The organism is Stenotrophomonas sp. Steno-Z10-BAI, assembly GCF_056393115.1.
Genome location: NZ_JBWJOZ010000001.1, coordinates 333,767 through 354,366, shown reverse-complemented (window position 1 = coordinate 354,366; position 20,600 = coordinate 333,767). Strand labels below are relative to the sequence as shown.

Genomic DNA, 20,600 nt, shown 5'->3' with positions numbered 1-20,600 from the left:
GATGCTTTATCTTGCCTCTCGATCCCCCCGACGAAACGAACTGCTTGCGCGCCTGGAACGACCCTTCCAGGCGCTTGAGCTTCACGTGCCCGAAGTCCGCGCGCCCGACGAGTCCGCCGCCGATTACGTGCAGCGGGTCGCCGCCGACAAGGCGCGCGCCGGGTTGGCGCTTGTCGCGCATGACCCCGAGGCGGTGGTGCTGGGCTCGGACACCGAGGTCGTGCTCGACGGGCGCGTGTTCGGTAAACCGGCCGATGCTGCTGACGCCTGCGCGATGCTGCGCGCGTTGGCCGGGCGCACCCACCAGGTGATGACCGCCGTGGCACTGGTCGCTGCCGGCCGGGAACAGGGCGTGCTGGTGGTCTCGGAGGTGACGTTCGCGGCGATCGAGGAGGATCGGATCGCAGCCTACGTGGCCAGTGGCGAGCCGATGGACAAAGCCGGTGCCTATGCGATCCAGGGTGGCGCCGAACGATATATCCGCCATCTGGCGGGAAGCTATTCGGGTGTGATGGGTTTGCCCCTGCAACAGACCGAGCAGTTGCTGCAGACGTTCGAACTGAAGGGAGTCGCCCATGTCTGAAGAAATCCTGGTCAATGTCACTCCGCGGGAAACCCGCGTCGCCGTCATCGAGAACGGCATGCTGCAGGAACTGCACATCGAACGTGGCTGGCGCCGCGGCGTGGTCGGCAACATCTACAAGGGCAAGGTGCAGCGGGTGATGCCGGGCATGCAGGCGGCCTTCGTCGAGGTCGGGCTGGAGCGCGCCGCGTTCCTGCACGCCAACGATGTGATCCGCCCGGCCCCGGTGGCCAGCCCGGATACCGAAGGCACCACGTTGCCGCCGCCGTCCTCGGTGCCGATCGTCGAGCTGCTGCGCGACGGCCAGGACATCGTGGTGCAGGTGGTCAAGGACCCGATCGGGACCAAGGGTGCCCGCCTGACCACCCAGATCAGCATTCCCTCGCGTTACATGGTGCTGCTGCCGCAGTCCAAGGTGGTGGGCGTGTCGGCCCGGATCGAGGACGAGGCCGAGCGCGCCCGCCTGAAGAGCCTGGTGACCGAACTGTCGGCCCAGCACGGCGGCTACGGCTACATCGTGCGCACCAATGCCGAAGGCCAGCCGGCGGAGGCGATCGCCGAAGACGTGGCCTACCTGTCGCGGGTCTGGAACGTGGTGGAGCGCCGTGGCCGCGATGCCGCACCGCTCAGCGTGATCTATGAAGACCTGAGCCTGCCGCTGCGCTCGGTGCGCGATCTGATCCGCAAGGACGTGGACAAGGTCAAGGTCGATTCCAAGGAGACCTTCAACCAGCTGCAGGCCTTCGTGGCCAAGTACATGCCGGTGCTGGCCGAGAAACTGGAGCTGTACAGCGGTGATCGCCCGATCTTCGACATGTTCGGGGTCGAGGATGAAATCGGCCGGGCGCTGGACAAGCAGGTCCCGCTGAAGTCCGGTGGCTATCTGGTGATCGACCAGACCGAGGCGATGACGACCATCGACGTGAACACCGGTTCGTTCCTGGGCCAGCGCAACCTCGAAGAGACCGTGTTCCGCACCAATCTGGAGGCCGCGCAGGCGGTGGCGCGGCAACTGAGGCTGCGCAACCTGGGCGGCATCATCATCATCGACTTCATCGATATGGACGATGCCGAGCATCGCCGCCAGGTGCTGCGCACCCTGGAGAAGGCGCTGGCCCGCGACCATGCCAAGACCACCGTCTACGATTTCTCGCCGCTGGGCCTGGTCGAGATGACCCGCAAGCGCACCGTGGAAAGCCTGGAGCGGCAACTGTCCGAGCCGTGCCCGGAGTGCAGTGGGCGGGGCTCGATCAAGACCGCCGAAACGGTCACTTACGAGATCTTCCGCGAGATCACCCGGGCGGTGCGTCAGTTCGATGCGGCGCGCCTGCTGGTGATCGCTTCCTCGAAGGTGGTCGCACGCATCACCGACGAGGAATCCTCGGCGGTGGCCGAACTGGAGGAGTTCCTGGGCAAGAGCATCCGCTTCCAGGCGGACGAGCAGTACCTGCAGGAGCAGTTCGATGTCGTGCTGCTCTGACCGCGGCCGGTCCGGCATTCCCACGTTCCGATGAGCACACCGCTGCGCCTGCGCCTGCGCCGGATCCGCCGCCATGCTGTGTATGCGGTGGCGGTCCTGCTCGTGGGCGTGGCGCTGCTGGTCGGCACTGCCAGCCAGCTGTTGCCCTTGGCCGAGCGTCACCCGGACAAGGTGGCGGCGTGGTTGAGTGCGCGCGCGGGCCAACCGGTGCGCTTCGATGCGCTGGATACCGCCTGGACCCGGCGCGGCCCGCTGCTGCAGCTCACAGGGCTGCGCATCGGTGAAGGGCAGGGCCTGCGCATCGGCGAGGCCGAGGTGCTGGTCTCGATGTATGCCGGCCTGCTGCCGGGCCACTCGCTGACCGAGCTGCGCCTGCGCGGCCTGGCGCTGGTGCTGCAGCGTGCCGACGACGGCCGCTGGTCGGTGCAGGGCCTGCCGCAGTCCGGTGCAGGCGATCCACTGGAGACACTGCGTCGCCTCGGCGAGCTGCAGGTGATCGGTGGCCGCTTGAAGGTGGACGCGCCCTCGCTGGGCATAAGCGCCGTGCTGCCGCGGATCGACCTGCGCCTGCGCGTCAACGGCCAGCGCCTGCGGGTTGGGGCGCGTGCGTGGGCCGACCCGTCCGCACAGCCGCTGACGGCGGTGCTGGAATTCGAGCGCAAGCGCGGCGATGGTCAGGCCTGGTTCTCGGCCGACCCGGCCGACTTCCGGGCGTGGTCCTCGCTGCTGCAGTTCGGCGGCATCGGCCTGCAGCAGGGTACCGGTGAGTTCAATGCGTGGGTGGACCTGCGCGATCACCGGGTGGTGATGGTCACCACCGATGCGGACCTTCAGAACGTACAGGTGCGCGGCGTGAAGCTGGCGGACGGCACCCACCCGCAGCTCGCGTTGGACACGCTGGAACTACGCGCACGCTGGCGCTGGGTGCAGGGTGGCTGGCGCGCCGATGCGCCGCGGTTGCGGATCGGCATGGAAGGCAGCACCCAGCAACTGGATGGGCTGCTGCTGGCCGGCGGGCAGCACTTCGCGCTGGCCGGCGACAACATCGATGCCACCGCGCTGTTGCGGGGGCTGGCGCTGACCGACCGGATCGATCCCGGCCTGCGCGAGTGGCTGCACGAGGCCGCACCGCAGGTGCGCATGACCCGCGTACGGGTGGCAGGCGAGCAGGGCGGCCCGCTGTCGGTCGACGGGGATCTGGAAGACATCCGCTTCGCGGCGGTCGGGCATTCGCCCGGGCTCAGCGGTGTGGGCGGGCGCTTCAACGGCGATGCCGATGGCTTCACCCTGGATCTGCAGCCGCAGCAGGTGATGCATTTCGATTGGCCGAGCGGCTTTGGCGAGCGCCACGACGTGCGCCTGGCCGGCCGGTTGGTGGGCTGGCGCGATGAGGCCGGCGGCTGGCGGATCGGCACCCCGGCGCTGCGCGTGCAGGGCACCGATTACGCCGCCGATGTGCGCGGCGGCATCTGGTTCCAGAACAACGGCACGCGCCCCTGGCTGGAACTGGCGGCCAGGATCGACGATGTGCCGATGACGGCGGCCAAGCGTTTCTGGATCCATTCCAAGATGAGCAAGACCGCCACCGATTGGCTGGATGCCGCCCTGGTCTCCGGCCAGGTGCGTGGCGGCGTGGGCCTGGTGACCGGCGATCTGGAAGACTGGCCGTTCGACAAGAACAACGGCCGCTTCGAGGCGACCGGCCACATCGACGCCGGCAGCATCCGCTTCCAGCACGACTGGCCGGCGATGAACAAGGTCGATGCCGATATCGCCTTCATCGGCCCGGGCTTCGAACTGCATGGCAAGGGCGACCTGGCCGGGGTGGCGGTGGACCACTTCGATGCCGGCATTCCCGATTTCGGCGAGACCGATCTGTACGTCAAGGCCACCAGCCGCAGCGATGCCGGTGCACTGCTGGCCATGCTCAAGCAGAGTCCGTTGCAGGCCACCTATGGCGAGACGCTGGACAATCTCACTGCGAAGGGGCCGGCCGCGGTCACCTTCGACCTGCTGCAGCCACTGCATCACGACGACGGCGGCGGTCACCTGCAGGGCACGGTCGATCTCAATGGCGCGACCCTCACCGACAAGCGTTTCGACCTGGTCTTCGAGAACATGCGCGGCACGGCACGCTATGGCCACGGCGGCTTCGATGCGGAGCACCTGGCCGTGCGCCACCAGGGCCAGGACGGGCTGCTCAGCCTGCGCGCCGGGGAGTTCGTGCGGGATCCGCAACAGGCCTTCGAATCCGAGCTGACCGCCTCGCTGGAAGCCGGCGCGCTGTTGGACCGGGCGCCCGAATTGAACTGGCTCAAACCTTACATCCAGGGCACCTCACGCTGGACCATCGGGGTGACCCTGCCCAAGGTCGCGGCCGCCAGCAAGGTCGAGCCGCCCACCGTGCTCAAGCTGCATTCGGATCTGGTCGGCACCACCCTGGAACTGCCTGCGCCGCTGGACAAGCCCGCCGCCACGCCGTTGGCGACGGACGTCACCGCACAGCTGCCGATGGGCAGCGGCCGTGTGGATGTCGCCTTCGGCCAGCGCCTGGCCTTGGCCGCGCGCACGCATGACAACCAGACCGGCGTGCAGGTCACCCTCGGCAGCGACCGCGTGGATCGCGATCCGCCGGCCAGCGGGCTGGTGGTGAACGGGCGCAGCGGCTCGCTGGATGCGTTGGAGTGGATCGCCCTGGCCCGCTCGCCGGACGGCGGCGACGGCAAGGACCCGATGCCGCTGCGGCAGGTGGACGTGCAGGTCGGCCAGCTGCTGCTTGCCGGTGGCGTGTTCCCACAGACCCGGCTGCAACTGCGGCCGACCAGCAGCAGCGTGGACGTGCGCCTGGACGGTCCCTCGCTGGCGGGCGGCCTGACCGTGCCCAATGCCGAGGGCGGCACCATCGTCGGCAAGCTCAGCCGGGTGCACTGGCAATCGCTGCCGACGCCGGTCAAGGCGCCCAGCGATGGCGCTCCGATCCTGCTGCCACCGGACGTGGCCCTGCCGGCGCGGGTCCAGGCCAGTGCCAATGACACCAATCCGGCCAAAATCCCGCCGCTGTCGCTGGATATCGATGACCTCCAGTTCGGCAAGGCCAAGCTCGGCCAGGCGGTATTGCGCACGCGGCCGATGGCCAACGGCCTGAGCGTGGACCAGCTGCAGTTCCGCGCGCCCAAGCAGGAGATCGACGTCAATGGCCGCTGGATGGGCATGGGCGAGGCCGCGCGCAGCCAGTTCAACGTGCAGGTCAAGAGCGAGGACCTCGGCGGGCTGATGCAGAATCTCGATTACGGCGGCCAGCTGCGTGGCGGTCAGGGCCAGCTGACCATGTCGGCCGGTTGGCAGGGCGGCCCATCCGACTTCCAGCTCGGCGCGCTGCAGGGCCAGCTCGATGTGCAGGCCCGCAACGGCCAGTTGCTGGAACTCGAACCCGGTGCCGGGCGCGTGCTCGGCCTGCTCAGTGTGACCCAGCTGCCGCGCCGGTTGATGTTCGATTTCCGCGATTTCTTCTCCAAGGGCTTCGCCTTCAACCAGGTCGAGGGCCGCGTGGCGTTCGCCGACGGCATGGCCACGACCGACAAGGTGCTGATCGAAGGCCCGGCGGCGAACATCACCATCCGCGGCCAGACCGACCTGCGCCAGCAACGCTTCGATCAGACCATCGACGTCAACCCGCGCGCCGGCAACCTGCTGACCGTGGTCGGCGCGGTCGCCGGCGGGCCGGTGGGGGCGGCGGTCGGTGCGGCGGCCAACGCGGTGCTGTCCAAGCCGCTGGGCGAGATCGGCGCCAAGACGTACCGCGTGACCGGCCCCTGGGCCGAACCCAAGGTCGATGTGATCGACCGCGACGCAGCGCCCAAGCCGGCCCCGGCCGCACCGCCGGCGCGCTGACCCCTTTCCCGCGCCCGGGTTGCGATTGCGCCCGGCGCCCACAGATCAAAGAGCATGAACAACAACGCACTTTCGCTGGCCACCGACCGTCTGCTGCTGCCCGCCGGGCTGGATGCGAACGGTCTGGAACGCACGTTCGGCACCCTGTTGGGCCCGGGCATCGATTTCGGGGATCTCTATTTCCAGCACGCGCGCCGCGAGAGCTGGAGCGTGGAGGACGGCATCGTCAAGGACGGGGCGCATTCGATCGAGCAGGGCGTGGGCGTACGCGCCATCGCCGGCGAGAAGACCGGCTTCGCCTACTCCGATGACATCCACAGCGACGCGCTGCTGGCCGCGGCCAACTCGGCCCGCGCCATCTCCCGCGAGGGCGGGGCACAGTCGGCCCGCTCACTGGTGCGTGGCAGTGGCCGCGCGCTGTACCCGGCGCTGGACCCCATCGATGGCATGGGCAACGAGGCCAAGGTGGAGATGCTCAAGCGGCTGGACCGCTACCTGCGCGCCGCCGACCCGCGCGTGCAGCAGGTGATGGTCAGCCTTTCCGGCGGCGTGGATACGGTCCTGATCGCGCGCAGCGATGGCGTGCTCGCCGCGGATATCCGCCCGCTGGTGCGCTTGAACGTACAGGTGATCGTCGAGCAGCACGGCCGGCGCGAGTCGGGCTACTCCGGTGGCGGCGGCCGTTACAGCTATGAAGACCTGTTCGCCGATGGGCGCCCGGAAGGTTTTGCCCGCGAGGCGCTGCGCCAGGCGCTGGTGAACCTGGAGGCGGTTCCGGCCCCGGCCGGGGTGATGACCGTGGTGCTGGGCCCGGGCTGGCCCGGCGTGCTGCTGCACGAAGCGGTCGGCCACGGCCTGGAAGGCGACTTCAACCGCAAGGGCACCAGCGTCTACGCCGGCCGGATCGGCGAGCGCGTGGCCGCACCGGGCGTGACCATCGTTGACGACGGCACGCTGGACGGACGCCGCGGCTCGCTGAACATCGATGACGAAGGCCACCCGACCCAGTGCACCACACTGATCGAAGACGGCATCCTGGTCGGCTACATGCAGGATTCGCTCAATGCGCGCCTGATGGGCGTGGCCCCGACCGGCAACGGCCGCCGTGAATCATTCGCGCACATGACCATGCCGCGCATGACCAACACCTACATGCGCGCCGGCCAGCACGATCCGGAAGAAATGATCCGCTCGGTCAAGCGTGGCCTGTACGCCGTCAACTTCGGTGGTGGCCAGGTCGACATCACCAGTGGCAAGTACGTGTTCTCGGCCACCGAGGCCTACCTGATCGAAGACGGAAAAATCACCGCGCCGGTGAAGGGCGCCACCCTGATCGGCAACGGGCCGGAAACCATGCAGAAAGTGCGCATGATCGGCAACGATCTGGCCCTGGACGAGGGCGTGGGCATCTGCGGCAAGGATGGCCAGAGCGTGCCGGTCGGCGTGGGCCAGCCGTCCCTGCTGATCGATGGCATCACCGTGGGCGGCACGCAGGCCTGAGCCGGGATGCATTCGCCTGCGCTGCCTGATCACGCGGCCGCCAGCGGGGTGCTGGCGCCGCCGCGTGAGCGCCGGGACTCAGTCCTCGGCGTTCTCGTCGCTGTCGCTGTCGGTGTCGACCGCGTCGTCCAGCGCGTCTTCGGAGCCGGCGTTCACGCCTTCCAGGCCGAGCGCGGCCGGCAGCAGCAGCGCACGCAGCAGCTGGAAGATCTCGCGGTAGGCGCGCGGCGGCTTGTTCTTGGCCTTTTCGGCCTGGGCGTTGCGGACCAGCGTACGCAACTGCTGGCGGTCGGCATGCGGGTATTCGTCCAGCAACGCGCCCAGCGCCTTGTCGCCGTCCTTGAGCAGGCGTTCGCGCCAGTCTTCCACGCGGTGCATGGTCGCCACTTCACGGCGCGAGGTCTCGCTGTTGGCATCCAGCGCATCGCGGATCGCATCCAGCACGGCGTCGTCTTCGCGGCGCATGTGCTTGGCCAGGAACGCCAGCTGGCGCTTGTGGGCGATATGCGCGGTGATGCGCTTGGCCTCGGCGATGTGCGGCAGCAGATCGTCGGGCACCGGCAGGCGCGCCAGCTGGGCCGGGGTCAGCGAGACCAGCTTTTCGCCCAGGGCCAGCACGTCCAGCGCAGCCCGGCGGTTCTGGCTGCGGCTGATATCAAGGAATTCACCGGTTTCTTCGTCGCGTCCGCGCATCGTCTTATTTCCACATCCGTAAACTGTGCCGGCGTCGCGCCGGGCACTCACCTGTACAGGATAAAGCATTGAACGTGATCTCCCCTGAAGTCTCCCCGGCCGACGACAGCCTGCAGCGCTTGGAGCAGCTGGCCGACATCTCCCAGCGCCTGCTGGAGCGGGCCAAGGCCCTGGGCGCCACCCAGGCCGAGGTCAGCTGCAGCGATGAGCGCGGCCTGGATGTGAACGTGCGCCTGGGCGAGGTCGAAACGGTCGAGTCCACCCGTGACCGCGGCATCGCCGTGACCGTCTACGTCGGCCAGCGCAAGGGCAGCGCCAGCACCGCCGACCTGCGTGAGAGCAGCCTGGAGTCGACCGTGGCCCAGGCCTGCGCGATCGCCCGCCACACCGAGGACGACGAGGCCGCCGGCCTGGCCGAGGCGGCGCTGATGGCCCGTGAATTCCCGGATCTGGACGGCTGGCACCCTTGGGAACTCAGCGCCGATGCGGCGCTGGATCTGGCCCTGGCCTGCGAAGCGGCCGGCCGTGAGGCCGATACCCGCATCAGCAATTCCGATGGTGCCTCGGCGGCGACCGCGCAGAGCCTGTCGGTGTACGCCAACTCGCATGGCTTCATCGGCCGCGAGCGCAGCAGCCACCATTCGATCGGCTGCGCGCTGATCGCCGGGCAGGGCGATGGCATGCAGCGCGACGGTTGGTACAGCAGCGCGCTGGCCCGCGAAGACCTGGACGATGCGGCGTCGATCGGCCGCCGTGCCGCCGCGCGTACCGTGGCCCGGCTGGAGCCGCGCTCGATGACCACGGCGCAGATGCCGGTGCTGTATTCGCCGGAGGTGGCCCGCTCGCTGATCGGCCATCTGCTCGGCGCCGTCTCCGGTGGCGCGCTGTACCGCCGTGCCAGCTTCCTGCTCGACAGCGTCGGCACGCGCCTGTTCCCGGACTGGTTCGGCATCGAAGAGCTGCCGCTGCTGCGCCGTGGGCTGCGCTCGGCCGCCTTCGATGGCGATGGCGTGGCCACCCGCAATTCAGCGCTGATCCGCGATGGCGTGCTGGAGCGCTACATCCTGGGCAGCTACTCGGCACGCAAGCTCGGCCTGCCGACCACCGCCAACGCCGGTGGCGTACATAACCTCAAGGTCACCGCCAACGCGGATGATCTGGTCTCCATTGCCCGGCAGATGGGCAATGGCCTGCTGGTCACCGAACTGATGGGACAGGGCGTCAACAGCATCACCGGCGACTACTCGCGTGGTGCCGGCGGCTTCCGCGTGGAGAACGGCGAGATCAGCTACCCGGTGGACGGCATCACCATCGCCGGCAACCTCAAGGACATGTTCGCCAGCATCGAAGCGGTGGGTACCGACATCGACCCGCGCTCGCACGTGCACACCGGGTCGATCCTTGTAGGACGAATGACCGTTGCTGGTAACGATTGACGTATTCTATGGAGGCTGCCCTGGCAGGCGGGGAGCCTGCCGCGTGCACTACCCATTACCTCGAACAAGGAGTTTCACGTGAGCGATTTCGATAACGTCACCACCCCGCCGCCGCCGCCGGCCGGCGCTGCACCGGCCGACCAGCGTACGCTGTCGCTGGTAGCCCACCTGCTGGGTATTTTCACCGGTTTCATCGGTGCGCTGATCATCTGGCTGGTGAACAAGGATGACCCGCAGAAGGGCTTCGTGACCGACCAGGCCAAGGAAGCGCTGAACTTCCAGATCACCGTCTTGATCGCCTACGTCATCTCCACCATCCTGCTGGTCGTGTTGATCGGCGGCCTGCTGCTGACCCTGGTATGGATCGCCAACCTGGTGCTGTGCATCCTGGCGGCGGTCAAGGCCAACAACGGTGAAGCCTACCGTTATCCGTTCACGCTGCGCCTGATCAAGTAATCGATCCGCAGCGCTGGAACGAAAAACGCCCGGGAATCCCGGGCGTTTTTTTGTGTCCTGGCGTTGTAGGGCCACGCCATGCGTGGCGGCCTGCGCGATCGCTCAGTGATCCCGCTCAACCGCCAGCTTGGCCAGCGCACGCAGGGCATCGGCCGACTCACCATAGCCGGCCAGACCGTCGAACATCTGCTCGCTCAACGTGCGCAGATGCGCCTTGGCACCGTCCATGCCCAGCAGCGCCGGGAAGGTCGATTTGGCCTGCGCTTCGTCCTTGCCAGCGGTCTTGCCGAGCTGTTCGGAACTGGCCTCGACATCGAGGATGTCATCGCGCACCTGGAAGGCCAGGCCCAGCGCCGAGGCCACCGTATCCAGCGTCGCCATATCCGCGGCAGGTGCTTGGCCGCACAGCGCGCCCATGCGCACCGCTGCGCGGATCAGCGCACCGGTCTTGAGCGCATGCATGCGTTCCAGAGCCTGCAACGGCTGCTGATGGCCAGTGGCGTCGATATCCAAGGCCTGGCCGCCGCACATGCCGGCCGCGCCGGAGGCGTGCGCCAGGGTCTGCAGGCACTCCACGCGCAGCTGCGCTGGCAACGCCGCGTCGGCGATCAGGCTGAAAGCGCGCGTCTGCAGGGCATCGCCGGCGAGGATCGCGGTGGCTTCATCGAAGGCGATATGCGTGGTCGGGCGGCCGCGCCGCAAGGCGTCATCGTCCATCGCCGGCAGATCGTCGTGCACCAGCGAATACGCATGGATCAGCTCCACCGCCATCGCAGGCGCATCCAGTGCGTTTTCGTCGGCGCTGAAGACCCGGCCGCCGGCATAGACCAGCAGCGGCCGCATGCGCTTGCCGCCCCCGAGCACCGCATAACGCATCGCCTGATGCAGCCCTCGGGGGGCATCGGACGGGGAAGGCAGGCTGGCGTCGAGCTGGCTTTCGATACGGTCGCGCCACCGCGCGAACGTGGCCTCAACCGTCATGGCTGGGCGGGTCGAACGGCACGGCGGTGTCGGGCTGGGCCGGATCGCTGAGCAGGCGCACGCGCAGTTCGGCCTGTTCCAGCGCCTGCTGGCACTGGCGGTACAGCCCGACGCCACGTTCGTAGGCGCTGAGCGATTGTTCCAGGCTCATTTCGCCGGTTTCCATCTTCTCCACCAGTTGCTCCAGTTCTTCCAGCGACTGCTCGAAGTGGGCGACCGGGGAGGTTTCATTGGGGGACTTCTTTGCCATGCGCCAAGTGTGGGCTGCTGGCCCGGCGGGGTCAATTCACGCCGCGCCCGGGGTCCACTGCAACTGCGCATGATGGGCCTGCAACCACGGCTGCAGGGCCGCACCGATCACGCGGTCGCCCGCGGCCAGCAGCGTGTCTTCATCAAACAGCAGCGGCAGCTGACGGCGCTGCCACGGCGGCAGGCCCTGCTGTTGCAGCAGATCCTTGAGCGCATGGGAATGTGTGCGCCCGGGCAGCTGGATGCGCTCGCCGCCGCGGCGCGCGCGGATCTGCACGGGGCTGTCGAACCCGGCGTCCGTGCCGAGCAGCCGCAGCGCGCCCCCATCGGGCAGGGCCAGCGGCGCGCGGCCATCCCAGTGCACGCTCCAGTCGGCCGGCAGTGCGAGGCTGGCCGACAGCAAGTGCAACTGCCCGCGCCAACGGCGGATGCGCGCACCCTGCCAGGCAAACTGCGCATCGGCATGGTGCGCGGCCGGGAGCAGCTCGCGTTCGACCGCCTCGACCCCGGCGGCAGGCAGTGGCGGCAGGCCACTGCCACGTACCCAATGCCGCAGCAGGCGTGCACGTCGTTCCACCGGCTGGCGCATCAGCCGCGCGCAGTCGATCACACCGGGGCCGACGCTGCAGCGTTCCAGTGCGTCGCGGTCGGCACTGTCGAGCAGATGCTGGGACTGCGCGCACAACGCGGCGCTGCGCGCGAAGGCGGCATCGGCCTGCGCCCAGCGCTGACGAAGCTGCGGCAGTACCTGCAGGCGCAGGAAATTGCGGTCGGCATCGTCACTGGCGTTGCTGGGGTCTTCGATCCAGTCCAGGCCCTCGGCCTGGGCATGCGCACGCAGGGTGCTGCGCGGAACCTCCAGCAACGGTCGCCACACGGTGCCGGCGCCAAATGCGCTGGTGACCTGCATGGACGCCAATCCATCCACCCCGGAGCCACGCAGCGCCCGCAGCAGGAAGGTTTCGGCCTGGTCGTCGCGATGGTGGGCCAGCGCCAACTGTTCGCCGGGCAGCAGCTGCGAGGCGAATGCCTCACGGCGTGCATGCCGCGCGGCGGCTTCCGGCCCTTGCCCCTGGTTGCGTTGCACCTGGACACGGAGCACCCGCAGCGGAATATTCCAGCGCGCGCACACCTGCGTGCAGTGCACGGTCCAGGCATCGGCCTGCTCCTGCAGGCCATGATGGATATGTACGGCGCGCAGGCCCGCGGTGCGCTGCGCCGGCGAGGTGGCCAGCCAGTGCAGCAGGACGGTGGAATCCAGCCCACCGCTGAAGCCCACCAGCACGGGATGGGCGACGGACGGGGGATGGGGAAGCGGGGCTGTCATGGGGGCGCGATCTCAGGCAGACCGGCAGTATCGGCGCTGCGCAGCGACGTTGCCACGCAGGGCCGTCATGGCGTGCCGGCATCCATCGCAGGACGCCCCTGCCGATCGATGCGATACCAGGTGCCACCGACCATCGCGATGTGGCCATGATCGTCCGGCGTGCCTGGTCGGCAGCCTTGGCAGACGCGGGCCACCCCGTCATCGAACGCCCAGCCGAAATCGAAGGTGGCCGGGAACGCCTGGCGCAGCTGGGTATCGAAGTAGCCGATGCGCGCGCCGACGCGGCCGCGCACCAACCCTTCCACGACGTAGTCCGGGCCGTTGTCGAAGGTGATCACCGGCAACTGCCGGCCATCGGCACGGACATAGTGGAATCCGCCGCCGGCGTGGACCGCGGCCAGCCCGTCCTGATCGTAGGACAACGACGCCAACGCGTTGGTCTCAAACGCAAGACGGCCGTTGAGCCACTGGCACCCGGCCAAGGGCTGCAGGCCGTCTTCCTCGGTGAAGGCGGTGCACCCGGTGCCGGCGCCCCAGGCCATGCCGGAGGCGAGCAGGCTGGCTGCCAGCAGCAGGGGCCGCGCGAGGCGGCCCCTGCTCGTTGCGCTGTGACGAAGCCCACGCATTACTTGCTATCGCCGGCCTGGCGCTCGAACGCGGTCGGCTTGGGCAGCTCGACCGGCACGCCCTTGGCGTCGCAGGTGCCGGCCTCGCACAGGCGCAGGCGCAGGCGCGGCGTGGCCTGCACGATCATGTGGTAGATCGCGTTCTGCTCCATCGTGCCGCGCACCGCCTTGCTGCCCGGGCCACGTGCCCAGATGCCGACGTCTTCACCGCCATGCGATTCGCTCTTGGCGGGCACCAGCGCTTCCTGCATGTAATCGGGATGCTCGGTATCCACCGCGGTCAGGTCCGGCCGGCCGGTGCTCGGATCAAAGCTGCTCGGGTTGTGCGGGTAGCGCTTCGGGCCGACCGGCTGCTGGTTGGTGGCACCGGTGTAGCCCGGGCCGTTGGCGTAGGTCAGCGTGGTGTAGGGAAGGCCCAGGCCATCGCGGGCCAGGTCCAGCTTGCCGGCGCCGTCTTCGCCACCCTTGTCCTTGACCTTGCCCAGGATCGGGTTGCCCCGTGCCGGGTAGCCGACGAAGTTCAGCGTATGCGAATGGTCGGCGGTGACGATGATCAGGGTGTCCTGATCCGAGGTCGCCTCGACGGCGGCGCGCACCGCATCGGACAGTGCCACGGTATCGGTCAGTGCCCGGTGGGCATTGCCGCTGTGGTTGGCGTGATCGATGCGCGCGCCTTCCACCATCAGCACATAGCCTTCCTGGTGGCGCGACAGATTGGCGATCGCCGCCTGGGTCAGTTCGGCAAGGCTGGGCTCACCGGCCGGATCCTCCTTGCGCTCGGCTTCGTAGCGCATGTGGTCCGGCTCGAACAGGCCCAGGATCGCCGGTGCGTTCGCGGCGGCCTGCAGCTGCTTGGCGTTCCACACATAGGCACCCTGCGGGTGCGCCTGCTGCCACTCGGTCACCAGGCTGCGCCCGTCCAGGCGCTGGCCGACCTTGTCGTCGTATTCCGGATCGCGTTCTTCAACGGTGGTGAATTCACCACGGCCACCGCCGAGGGCGACCAGCGGGCCGCGCCCGAAGCGCGAGGTCGACAACAGCTGCTGGGCGATATCGCGGCAGCCGGCGGCCTTGGCCTCGTCCGGCACGTCGGTGTCGTTTTCCCAGTTGCGCTCCGGCGAGTGCGCGTAGGTCGCCGCCGGGGTGGCATGGGTCAGGCGCGCGGTGGAGACCACGCCGGTCGCCATGCCGGCGCTGTCAGCCAGCTGCAACCAGGTCAGCAGCCCCTTGTTCAGGCTGTCGGCGCAGTCATTGCGGGTGCCCGCGCTGACCCCGATTGCACCCATGTGGGTCTTCACGCCGGTGGTGATTGCCGTCATCGTGCCGGCCGAATCCGGCGTCTGCGAATCGGTGTTGTAGGTCTTGCTGAACGCCGTGGCCGGGAAGCGCTCCCAGGACAGCAGGTTCTCCTCGCCCGGATGCCCGTTGCGCTGCCCCTCGAAGATGCGCGCCGCGGCCACCGTGGTCAGGCTCATGCCGTCACCCAGGAACAGGATGACGTTCTTGGCCTTGCCGTCCATCGCACCGGTGCTGGCCGCGCGCGCCGCACCGCTGCGGTACCACCACTGCGGGGTCTCCCCGGCGGGGTGGGCAATGGCCGGCACATCGACCTGGACCGCGCCGGCAGTAGCGCTGGAGGAGGGAGCGGTAGTGGCGCAGGCGCCGAGCAGCAGGGTGGTGACGGCGGCCACCAGAGGCGTGAAACGGGACATGGATGAATGCATCTCACATGTGAAACGGGCGTTCATTATGCAGAACGCCGCAAGGCACGCCGATGACACGCTGATTTTCCGTGTACGCCTCGTTCCACGGCCCCGCTTGGGCTAAGGTGCCTAGCTGTCAAATCATCTCTGGAATGCGCATGAAGCTGGTCTCTGCCTGGTTGCGGATCCCCTTCTGGCAACGGGTCCTCGGCGGCTTCGTCCTCGGCGCACTGGCCGGCTGGCTGCTCGGGCCGGCGGCCGAAACCTGGTTCGGCCCGCTGGGCGATCTCTACGTCACCCTGATCAAGATGATCGCGGTGCCGCTGGTGTTCTTCGCCGTGATCAACGCCATCTCCTCGCTGCACGGTCAGAAGTCCGTGGCGGCGCTGGGCGGGCGCACCTTCCTGTGGTTCATCATCACTGCCGCGCTGGCGGTGTGCGTGGGCCTGGCCGTCGGCACCGTCATGCAGCCCGGCAACGGCGCGCTCAGCCTGAGCATGGACCACGGCTACACCCCGCGCGAAGTACCCAGCGTGATCAAGGTGCTGATGGATGTCGTGCCCTCCAACGTGTTCTACGCGCTGACCGGCATCGGCACCCGCATCAACAGCGCCGGTGAAACCGTCCTGGCCGCCGGGCGCGGCTCGATCCTGCCGGTGATCTTCTTCGCCGGCCTGCTCGGTTTTGCCATGGTCAAGCTCGGCGACAAGGTCAGCGAGGCACGCAAGCTGACCGGGCAGATGAGCGAGATCATGATCCAGGTCACCCGCTTCGTGCTGGAGATCACCCCGCTGGGCACCTTCGGCCTGATCGCCGGCCTGGTCGGCAGCTACGGCTTCGAAAAACTGCTGCCGCTCGGCAACTTCGTGCTCGCCCTGTACATCGCCTGCGCCCTGCACATCGTGGTGGTCTACGGCAGCCTGCTGCTCATGCACGGCCTGAACCCGCTCAAGTTCTTCCGCGGCGCCGCCCCCGGCATGCAGGTCGCCTTCGTCAGCTCCTCCAGCTTCGCCGCCATGCCCGCCGCGATGCGCTCGATCACCCACAACCTCGGCGTCAACAAGGACTACGCTTCCTTCGCCGTCCCCCTCGGCGCCAGCATCAAGATGGACGGCTGCGGCGCGATCTATCCGGCCCTGTGCGCCGTCTTCATCGCCCAGTACACCGGCGTGCCGCTCACCCCCGAGCAGTACATCGTCGTCCTGATCGCCTCGGTCCTGGGCAGCTTCGGCACCGCGGGCGTCCCCGGCACCGCCGTGGTCATGGCCACCGTCGTCCTCAGCGCCGCCAACCTTCCGCTGGAAACCATCGGCTACCTCTACGCCATCGACCGCATCCTGGACATGATGCGCACCATGACCAACGTCACCGGCCAGATGCTGGTCCCGGTGATCGTCGCCAAGGAAACCGGCCTGCTCGACCGCGAGATCTACGACAACCCATCCACCAACCTCGGCGTGGATGAAGGCGAAGAACGAACGTCCTGATGCAGGCACGAACGCAGCACCCAAAGACCGGCGAGAGCCGGTCTTTTTTTCCGCTTGGGGTCGCCGCGAGCGTTACGCCCCGAAGCGACCGGCAGGCCCCTCGGCAAATGTCCCCCGGCCGCCGCCTGGCGGCGACGGCCTCCTCCTTTATTTTGCCCAGGCGCCTACCGGCCGCTTCGGGGCTCGTGCGCGGTGGTAGGCGTACTGCAAACCGGTGTTTGCCGTGAGGCGCCAGTGGCTGGACACGATGGGCCGCGCTGCGCTTGTGGGCGAAATCAAGGAGGAGGAGACGGCCGCAGGCCGGCGCCGGGGGACATCCGCCGGCAAGCGTAGCGTGGCCCAGCGCTCGACGCGCCGGCCGCCTCCGCCAGTGAATAGTGAAGCGCTACGCTCGCCAGGAATCCACCCTGAATCCGCACCGTAACCCCCTGTATCAACCGGTGTAACACCCGTGATACACCCGCACCACGCTTGCCTCTCAGCGCAACGCCGTCCATCGCCAAACCTATTCATACGCACAAACGCTAACGCCGCTGTAACAGCAATGTTGCGCGCCATTAACCGGACTCCCACAAAAACCCCGGAAACACGGGCGTCCGGAACTTGGCACGAATGCTGCTCCATCCCTCCGCATGTCATCGGAGGTCGCCATGGACAGCGTTGCCGCACACCGCACACGACACACCACATTCTGGCTGCTTGCCGCCGCACTCATCGTGCCGGCCGCCGCCGACGCCTCCGGCGCACGCCAGGGCGTCAAAGCACAATCCGGCGAAATCGTCCTGCTGCGTGACGTCTCCGCACGGCCTGCGTACCGCCCTGCGCCCCCCGGCATGGCGCTGATCGCAGACCCCTCACCGCGCCGCGAAATCGGCCACGCCCTCGGCACCTCCACCGGCATGGATGAACTCAGCGACGACGATTACGCCTCGCTCGGTTCCAACACCGGCGCCGGCATTCCCCGCAACGCCACCACCATCGAACGCGTCACCGGCCATACGGTCAACGGCACGCTCGGCAAGGTCACCGACAGCGGCATGCTCTCCAGCGGCCAGCTCAGCAACACCATCGGCGGCCCCATGGGCGCGGTCGGCAACGCCACCCGCGGCATCGGCGACCAGGTCCGCGGCGCACTTGCCCAGTTCCCGCTCGGCCAGCCTGCAGGCGGACCCGGCAAATGAACACCGCCCTGCGCACTGCACTGCTGACCGGCCTGCTGCTCGCCCCGGTGGCCGCACACGCACAGCAGGCCAACGACTACGCCGCGATGCTTTCCTACCTCAACCAGAGCCGCATCGATGGCCGCACGCTGGCCGGTGCCGACGGCGCCATCACCGTCAACATGGCGGCCGGTGACCTCAACCAGCAGGCCAACCTGATGGGCATCGCCAATGGCCGCAACGCCCACATCCAGGTGGATGCACGCCAGCAGCAGTCCAACAATCTCAGCCTCAGCGACACCGCCATGGACGCCAGCGCCACGCTCGGCGGCCAGGCACTGAACGGCGCCAGCGGCGTCGCATCGATCAACCAGGCCAGCGGCAATGGCAACGCGACGCTCAACGTCGTCACCGCCACGCTGGCGCAACAGGGCATACGCGAAACGAACGACGCGGCTTTGGCCGGGTCGGGCGCACTCGCGTCAGCAGGGGGGCAGGGGGCCGTCAACAGCGGTCGGTCGGCCGGAACTCGCAGGGTGGCGGTCGAAGCCTCCGCGCTGCAGGGATTCGACGGCGTCCTGCAACTCAATCAGATCGCGGGATCCGGCAACGCCACCGCAAACCAACTGAGCATTTCGGTGCAGTCCACCCCGTGAGTAGTCACATCCACCCGATTGTCTGTGATGAGAGAGAGGGCACCATGAACACCAACATGAAACGGACCGTACTGGCCATCGCCGTCGCCGCTGCATCCGCCTCCGCCGGCGCCAATGGCTGGGGCAATGACCGCGACAACCAGAACCAGAGCGCGAACATCAACCACCTGCACAACGTGGCTGAAACGCGCACCAACACCAACACCGATACGAACACCGAAACCAATACCACCACCAACACCGATACCGATTCGCGCACCTGGAACCGGACCTGGAACAACACCCGCAACAACAACAGCACCACCAACACCACCATCAACGACAACGTGACTAGCAATACCAATGTCACCAGCAACCGCGACGTGACCAGCAACCGCAACGTCACCGAGAACGTCAACAAGACCAGCAACATCCAGGCCGACGAACGCCAGGAAAAGAACAACCACGGCGTTGATGTCAACATCGAAAAAGACCTGCGCCTGAGCTCGGACATCAGCTTCTCGGGTGATCCGGAAATCACTGGCTCGATCGATATCGACTCGGCCGCCATCGCCGTCATCGACAACCGCCAGTCGGTCACCAACAACCTGGCCGGCAACAGCCTGGTGACCAACAGCGCCTCGATCGCCGACGACGTCGGTGCCGATGCCTCCGGCAACCTGGGCTTCAACGTCGCCGCCGGCGACAACAATGCCCAGGACAATGCGGCCTCGCTGTCCGCGGCCGATGCGTCCTTCAGCTTCGGCATGGCCGATGCGGAAGTCTTCGTCAACCAGTTCGGCGGTGGCAACACCACCCTCAATTCCGGCGTGACCAACGCCGCGGGCCTGGGTGGCAATGCCTTCAGCGGCGCGTCCGGCAACATCGGTGCCAACGTCGCGTCCGGCAACAACAACGAGCAGAAGAACGCGCTCGCCGCCTCGGTCGCCACCAGCGCCTATGCGACCTCGAGCATCAGCTCCAACCAGGTGTCCTCCGGCAACACCGTCAGCAACGCCGGCTACCTGCAGTCGATGACCGACACCGTGGACGTGAACCTGAGTGGTCGCGTTGCCGGTGCCACGTTGGCCGTCGGTGCGGGCCGTTACAGCGGCACGGGTAGTGCCTACCAGAAAGACAACTACTACCTGGATACCTGGAGCGGCGCGCTGGATCACCCGAGCGGCAGCGAAACCGGTCATATCGACATGGATAGCGATATCCAGAATGCCACCGCCAACCCGAATCGTCCGGGCGTGGGCGGCATTGCGTTCGATACCGATGAGCGCGGCACCAGCCAGTTCGTTGAACTGGGCGTGGCCGATCTCTACGCGAGCCTGAGCGGCACCGTCTCCACCACCCGTTGGGTGAACGTGGATGCGACCAACACCGCGGCGCTGTCCGGCAGTGCGTTCTCCGGCGCCTCCGGCAACATCGGGGTGAACGTGGCCTCCGGTACCGGCAACCTGCAGGCCAACAGTCTGGCCCTGGCGGTTGCACAGCCCTCGACCGGCGGCGGTGGTGGCGGCGGTCCGGAACAGTAAGTCTGTCCGTTTTCGCAAGCAGTACGCGTTGAGCGCAACAAACCCGGTCATCCGCCAATGACCGGGCTCCCCGGGAGCCCCTGTCCCTTCTCCCCCTTGGGGCAGGGGCTCCTTCCTGAGCCGGAGTACTACATGTCCAGTCGTATGCGCACGTGGGTGCTGGTGTGGGCCTTGTCGGTGCTGATGATGCCGATGGGCATCGTGCGTGCCGGCGACGTCGGCTTCAGTGGTGTGCTGCCCAACGGGGCGGTCCTCACCCAGCGCGTGGAGAGCATGCAGGAACGGCGCTTCCGCAATGTCGTACGGCAACACACCGATTACAGCTGTGGCGCAGCTGCCCTGGCCACGATCCTGCGCTACGCCTACCACCTGGAGGCCGATGAGAGCACGGTGATCGAAGGGATGATGGGGGTCTCGGATCCACAACTGGTCCACCAGCGCGGTTTCTCGCTGCTGGACATCAAGCGTTACGTCGAATCGATGGGCATGCGTGGGCGCGGCTACCGCGTCAATGAAGAGCGCCTGCGCTCACTGCGCGTGCCCGGGCTGGTGTTGATGGATGTGCGGGGCTTCCGCCACTTCGTGGTCCTCAAACAGGTCCGCGGCGATCTGGTGGATGTCGCCGACCCGATCCTGGGCAACCGCAGCATTCCCGTCAGCGAATTTCTCCAGGCGTGGCCGTCGCGCGCCGTGTTTGTCGTGATCGGCAGTGACTTCGATCGCAACACGGTGCTGCTGCAGCCCGGTGAACGGCCGAGTGCCCGTTCGCTGTACGCCAGGCAGGGGCCGATCACCGATGCGGAACTGGTCGATTTCGGATTCACCCATGCCGATCTGTTTTAAGGAGGC

At 67.7% G+C, this 20,600-nt stretch carries 17 protein-coding genes; 11 read left to right on the top strand and 6 right to left on the bottom strand.

Going from position 1 to position 20,600, the window contains the following annotated elements:
- Position 1: 1 nt before the first annotated feature.
- Genes AC06E9_RS01775 through tldD form a run of 4 tightly spaced genes read left to right on the top strand, consistent with a single transcriptional unit; the run spans position 2 to position 7,454 of the window.
- Positions 2–583: a Maf-like protein gene (locus tag AC06E9_RS01775; RefSeq protein ID WP_152154219.1), complete on the top strand. Its 582-nt coding sequence runs from the start codon at positions 2–4 to the stop codon at positions 581–583.
- Positions 576–2,063: a ribonuclease G gene (gene rng, locus AC06E9_RS01770; RefSeq protein WP_121038576.1), complete on the top strand. Its 1,488-nt coding sequence runs from the start codon at positions 576–578 to the stop codon at positions 2,061–2,063. The genes AC06E9_RS01775 and rng overlap by 8 nt, the downstream gene beginning before the upstream one ends.
- Positions 2,064–2,093: 30 nt before the next feature.
- Positions 2,094–5,954 carry a YhdP family protein gene (locus tag AC06E9_RS01765; protein ID WP_478055386.1) on the top strand — a complete coding sequence of 1,287 codons (3,861 nt, stop codon included), beginning with the start codon at positions 2,094–2,096 and terminating at the stop codon, positions 5,952–5,954.
- 54 nt (positions 5,955–6,008) lie between these two features.
- A complete protein-coding gene (gene tldD / locus AC06E9_RS01760; protein WP_121038570.1) occupies positions 6,009–7,454 on the top strand; it encodes a metalloprotease TldD in 1,446 nt (481 codons plus the stop codon).
- 78 nt (positions 7,455–7,532) lie between these two features.
- On the opposite strand, the gene yjgA is transcribed toward tldD, so the two are convergent.
- A complete protein-coding gene (gene yjgA, locus AC06E9_RS01755; protein ID WP_478055385.1) occupies positions 7,533–8,147 on the bottom strand; it encodes a ribosome biogenesis factor YjgA in 615 nt (204 codons plus the stop codon).
- Between the two features lie 68 nt (positions 8,148–8,215).
- Here yjgA and pmbA point away from each other — a divergent pair, with 68 nt between their 5' ends.
- Positions 8,216–9,583, top strand: coding sequence for a metalloprotease PmbA (gene pmbA / locus AC06E9_RS01750; RefSeq protein WP_478055384.1), 1,368 nt, complete (start codon positions 8,216–8,218; stop codon positions 9,581–9,583).
- Between the two features lie 78 nt (positions 9,584–9,661).
- Positions 9,662–10,039: a DUF4870 domain-containing protein gene (locus AC06E9_RS01745; protein WP_121038561.1), complete on the top strand. Its 378-nt coding sequence runs from the start codon at positions 9,662–9,664 to the stop codon at positions 10,037–10,039.
- A gap of 102 nt (positions 10,040–10,141) precedes the next feature.
- On the opposite strand, the gene AC06E9_RS01740 is transcribed toward AC06E9_RS01745, so the two are convergent.
- The 5 genes from AC06E9_RS01740 to AC06E9_RS01720 all read right to left on the bottom strand — a co-directional run bounded on the left by AC06E9_RS01740 (position 10,142) and on the right by AC06E9_RS01720 (position 14,934).
- The gene (locus AC06E9_RS01740) at positions 10,142–11,020 is read right to left on the bottom strand and encodes a polyprenyl synthetase family protein (RefSeq protein ID WP_152154192.1); all 879 of its coding nucleotides are present in this window, start codon (positions 11,018–11,020) and stop codon (positions 10,142–10,144) included.
- Positions 11,010–11,270 (bottom strand): exodeoxyribonuclease VII small subunit, encoded by a 261-nt coding sequence (locus tag AC06E9_RS01735; protein ID WP_019182618.1) that lies wholly within the window; start codon positions 11,268–11,270, stop codon positions 11,010–11,012. Before AC06E9_RS01735 ends, AC06E9_RS01740 begins: the two co-directional genes overlap by 11 nt.
- A 36-nt stretch (positions 11,271–11,306) precedes the next feature.
- Entirely contained in the window at positions 11,307–12,596 is a 1,290-nt protein-coding gene (gene tilS / locus AC06E9_RS01730; RefSeq protein WP_152154188.1) for a tRNA lysidine(34) synthetase TilS, read from the bottom strand.
- Positions 12,597–12,661: 65 nt separating this feature from the next.
- Entirely contained in the window at positions 12,662–13,222 is a 561-nt protein-coding gene (locus tag AC06E9_RS01725) for a WG repeat-containing protein (RefSeq protein WP_478055383.1), read from the bottom strand.
- A complete protein-coding gene (locus tag AC06E9_RS01720) occupies positions 13,222–14,934 on the bottom strand; it encodes an alkaline phosphatase (RefSeq protein WP_478055382.1) in 1,713 nt (570 codons plus the stop codon). The genes AC06E9_RS01725 and AC06E9_RS01720 overlap by 1 nt, the downstream gene beginning before the upstream one ends.
- Positions 14,935–15,083: 149 nt before the next feature.
- Between AC06E9_RS01720 and AC06E9_RS01715 the strand changes: the two genes are divergently transcribed.
- The 5 genes from AC06E9_RS01715 to AC06E9_RS01695 all read left to right on the top strand — a co-directional run bounded on the left by AC06E9_RS01715 (position 15,084) and on the right by AC06E9_RS01695 (position 20,594).
- Complete coding sequence (locus tag AC06E9_RS01715) at positions 15,084–16,412, top strand: dicarboxylate/amino acid:cation symporter (protein ID WP_121038546.1); 1,329 nt, start codon at positions 15,084–15,086, stop codon at positions 16,410–16,412.
- A gap of 650 nt (positions 16,413–17,062) precedes the next feature.
- On the top strand, positions 17,063–17,593 hold the full coding sequence (locus AC06E9_RS01710) for a hypothetical protein (protein ID WP_478055381.1): 531 nt from the start codon (positions 17,063–17,065) through the stop codon (positions 17,591–17,593).
- Positions 17,590–18,228, top strand: a complete 639-nt coding sequence (locus tag AC06E9_RS01705) for a hypothetical protein (RefSeq protein ID WP_478055380.1) — start codon at positions 17,590–17,592, stop codon at positions 18,226–18,228. The genes AC06E9_RS01710 and AC06E9_RS01705 overlap by 4 nt, the downstream gene beginning before the upstream one ends.
- Positions 18,229–18,272: 44 nt before the next feature.
- On the top strand, positions 18,273–19,751 hold the full coding sequence (locus AC06E9_RS01700; protein ID WP_152154177.1) for an adhesin: 1,479 nt from the start codon (positions 18,273–18,275) through the stop codon (positions 19,749–19,751).
- Positions 19,752–19,934: 183 nt separating this feature from the next.
- On the top strand, positions 19,935–20,594 hold the full coding sequence (locus AC06E9_RS01695) for a C39 family peptidase (protein WP_226956711.1): 660 nt from the start codon (positions 19,935–19,937) through the stop codon (positions 20,592–20,594).
- The last annotated feature ends 6 nt before the right edge of the window (positions 20,595–20,600 follow it).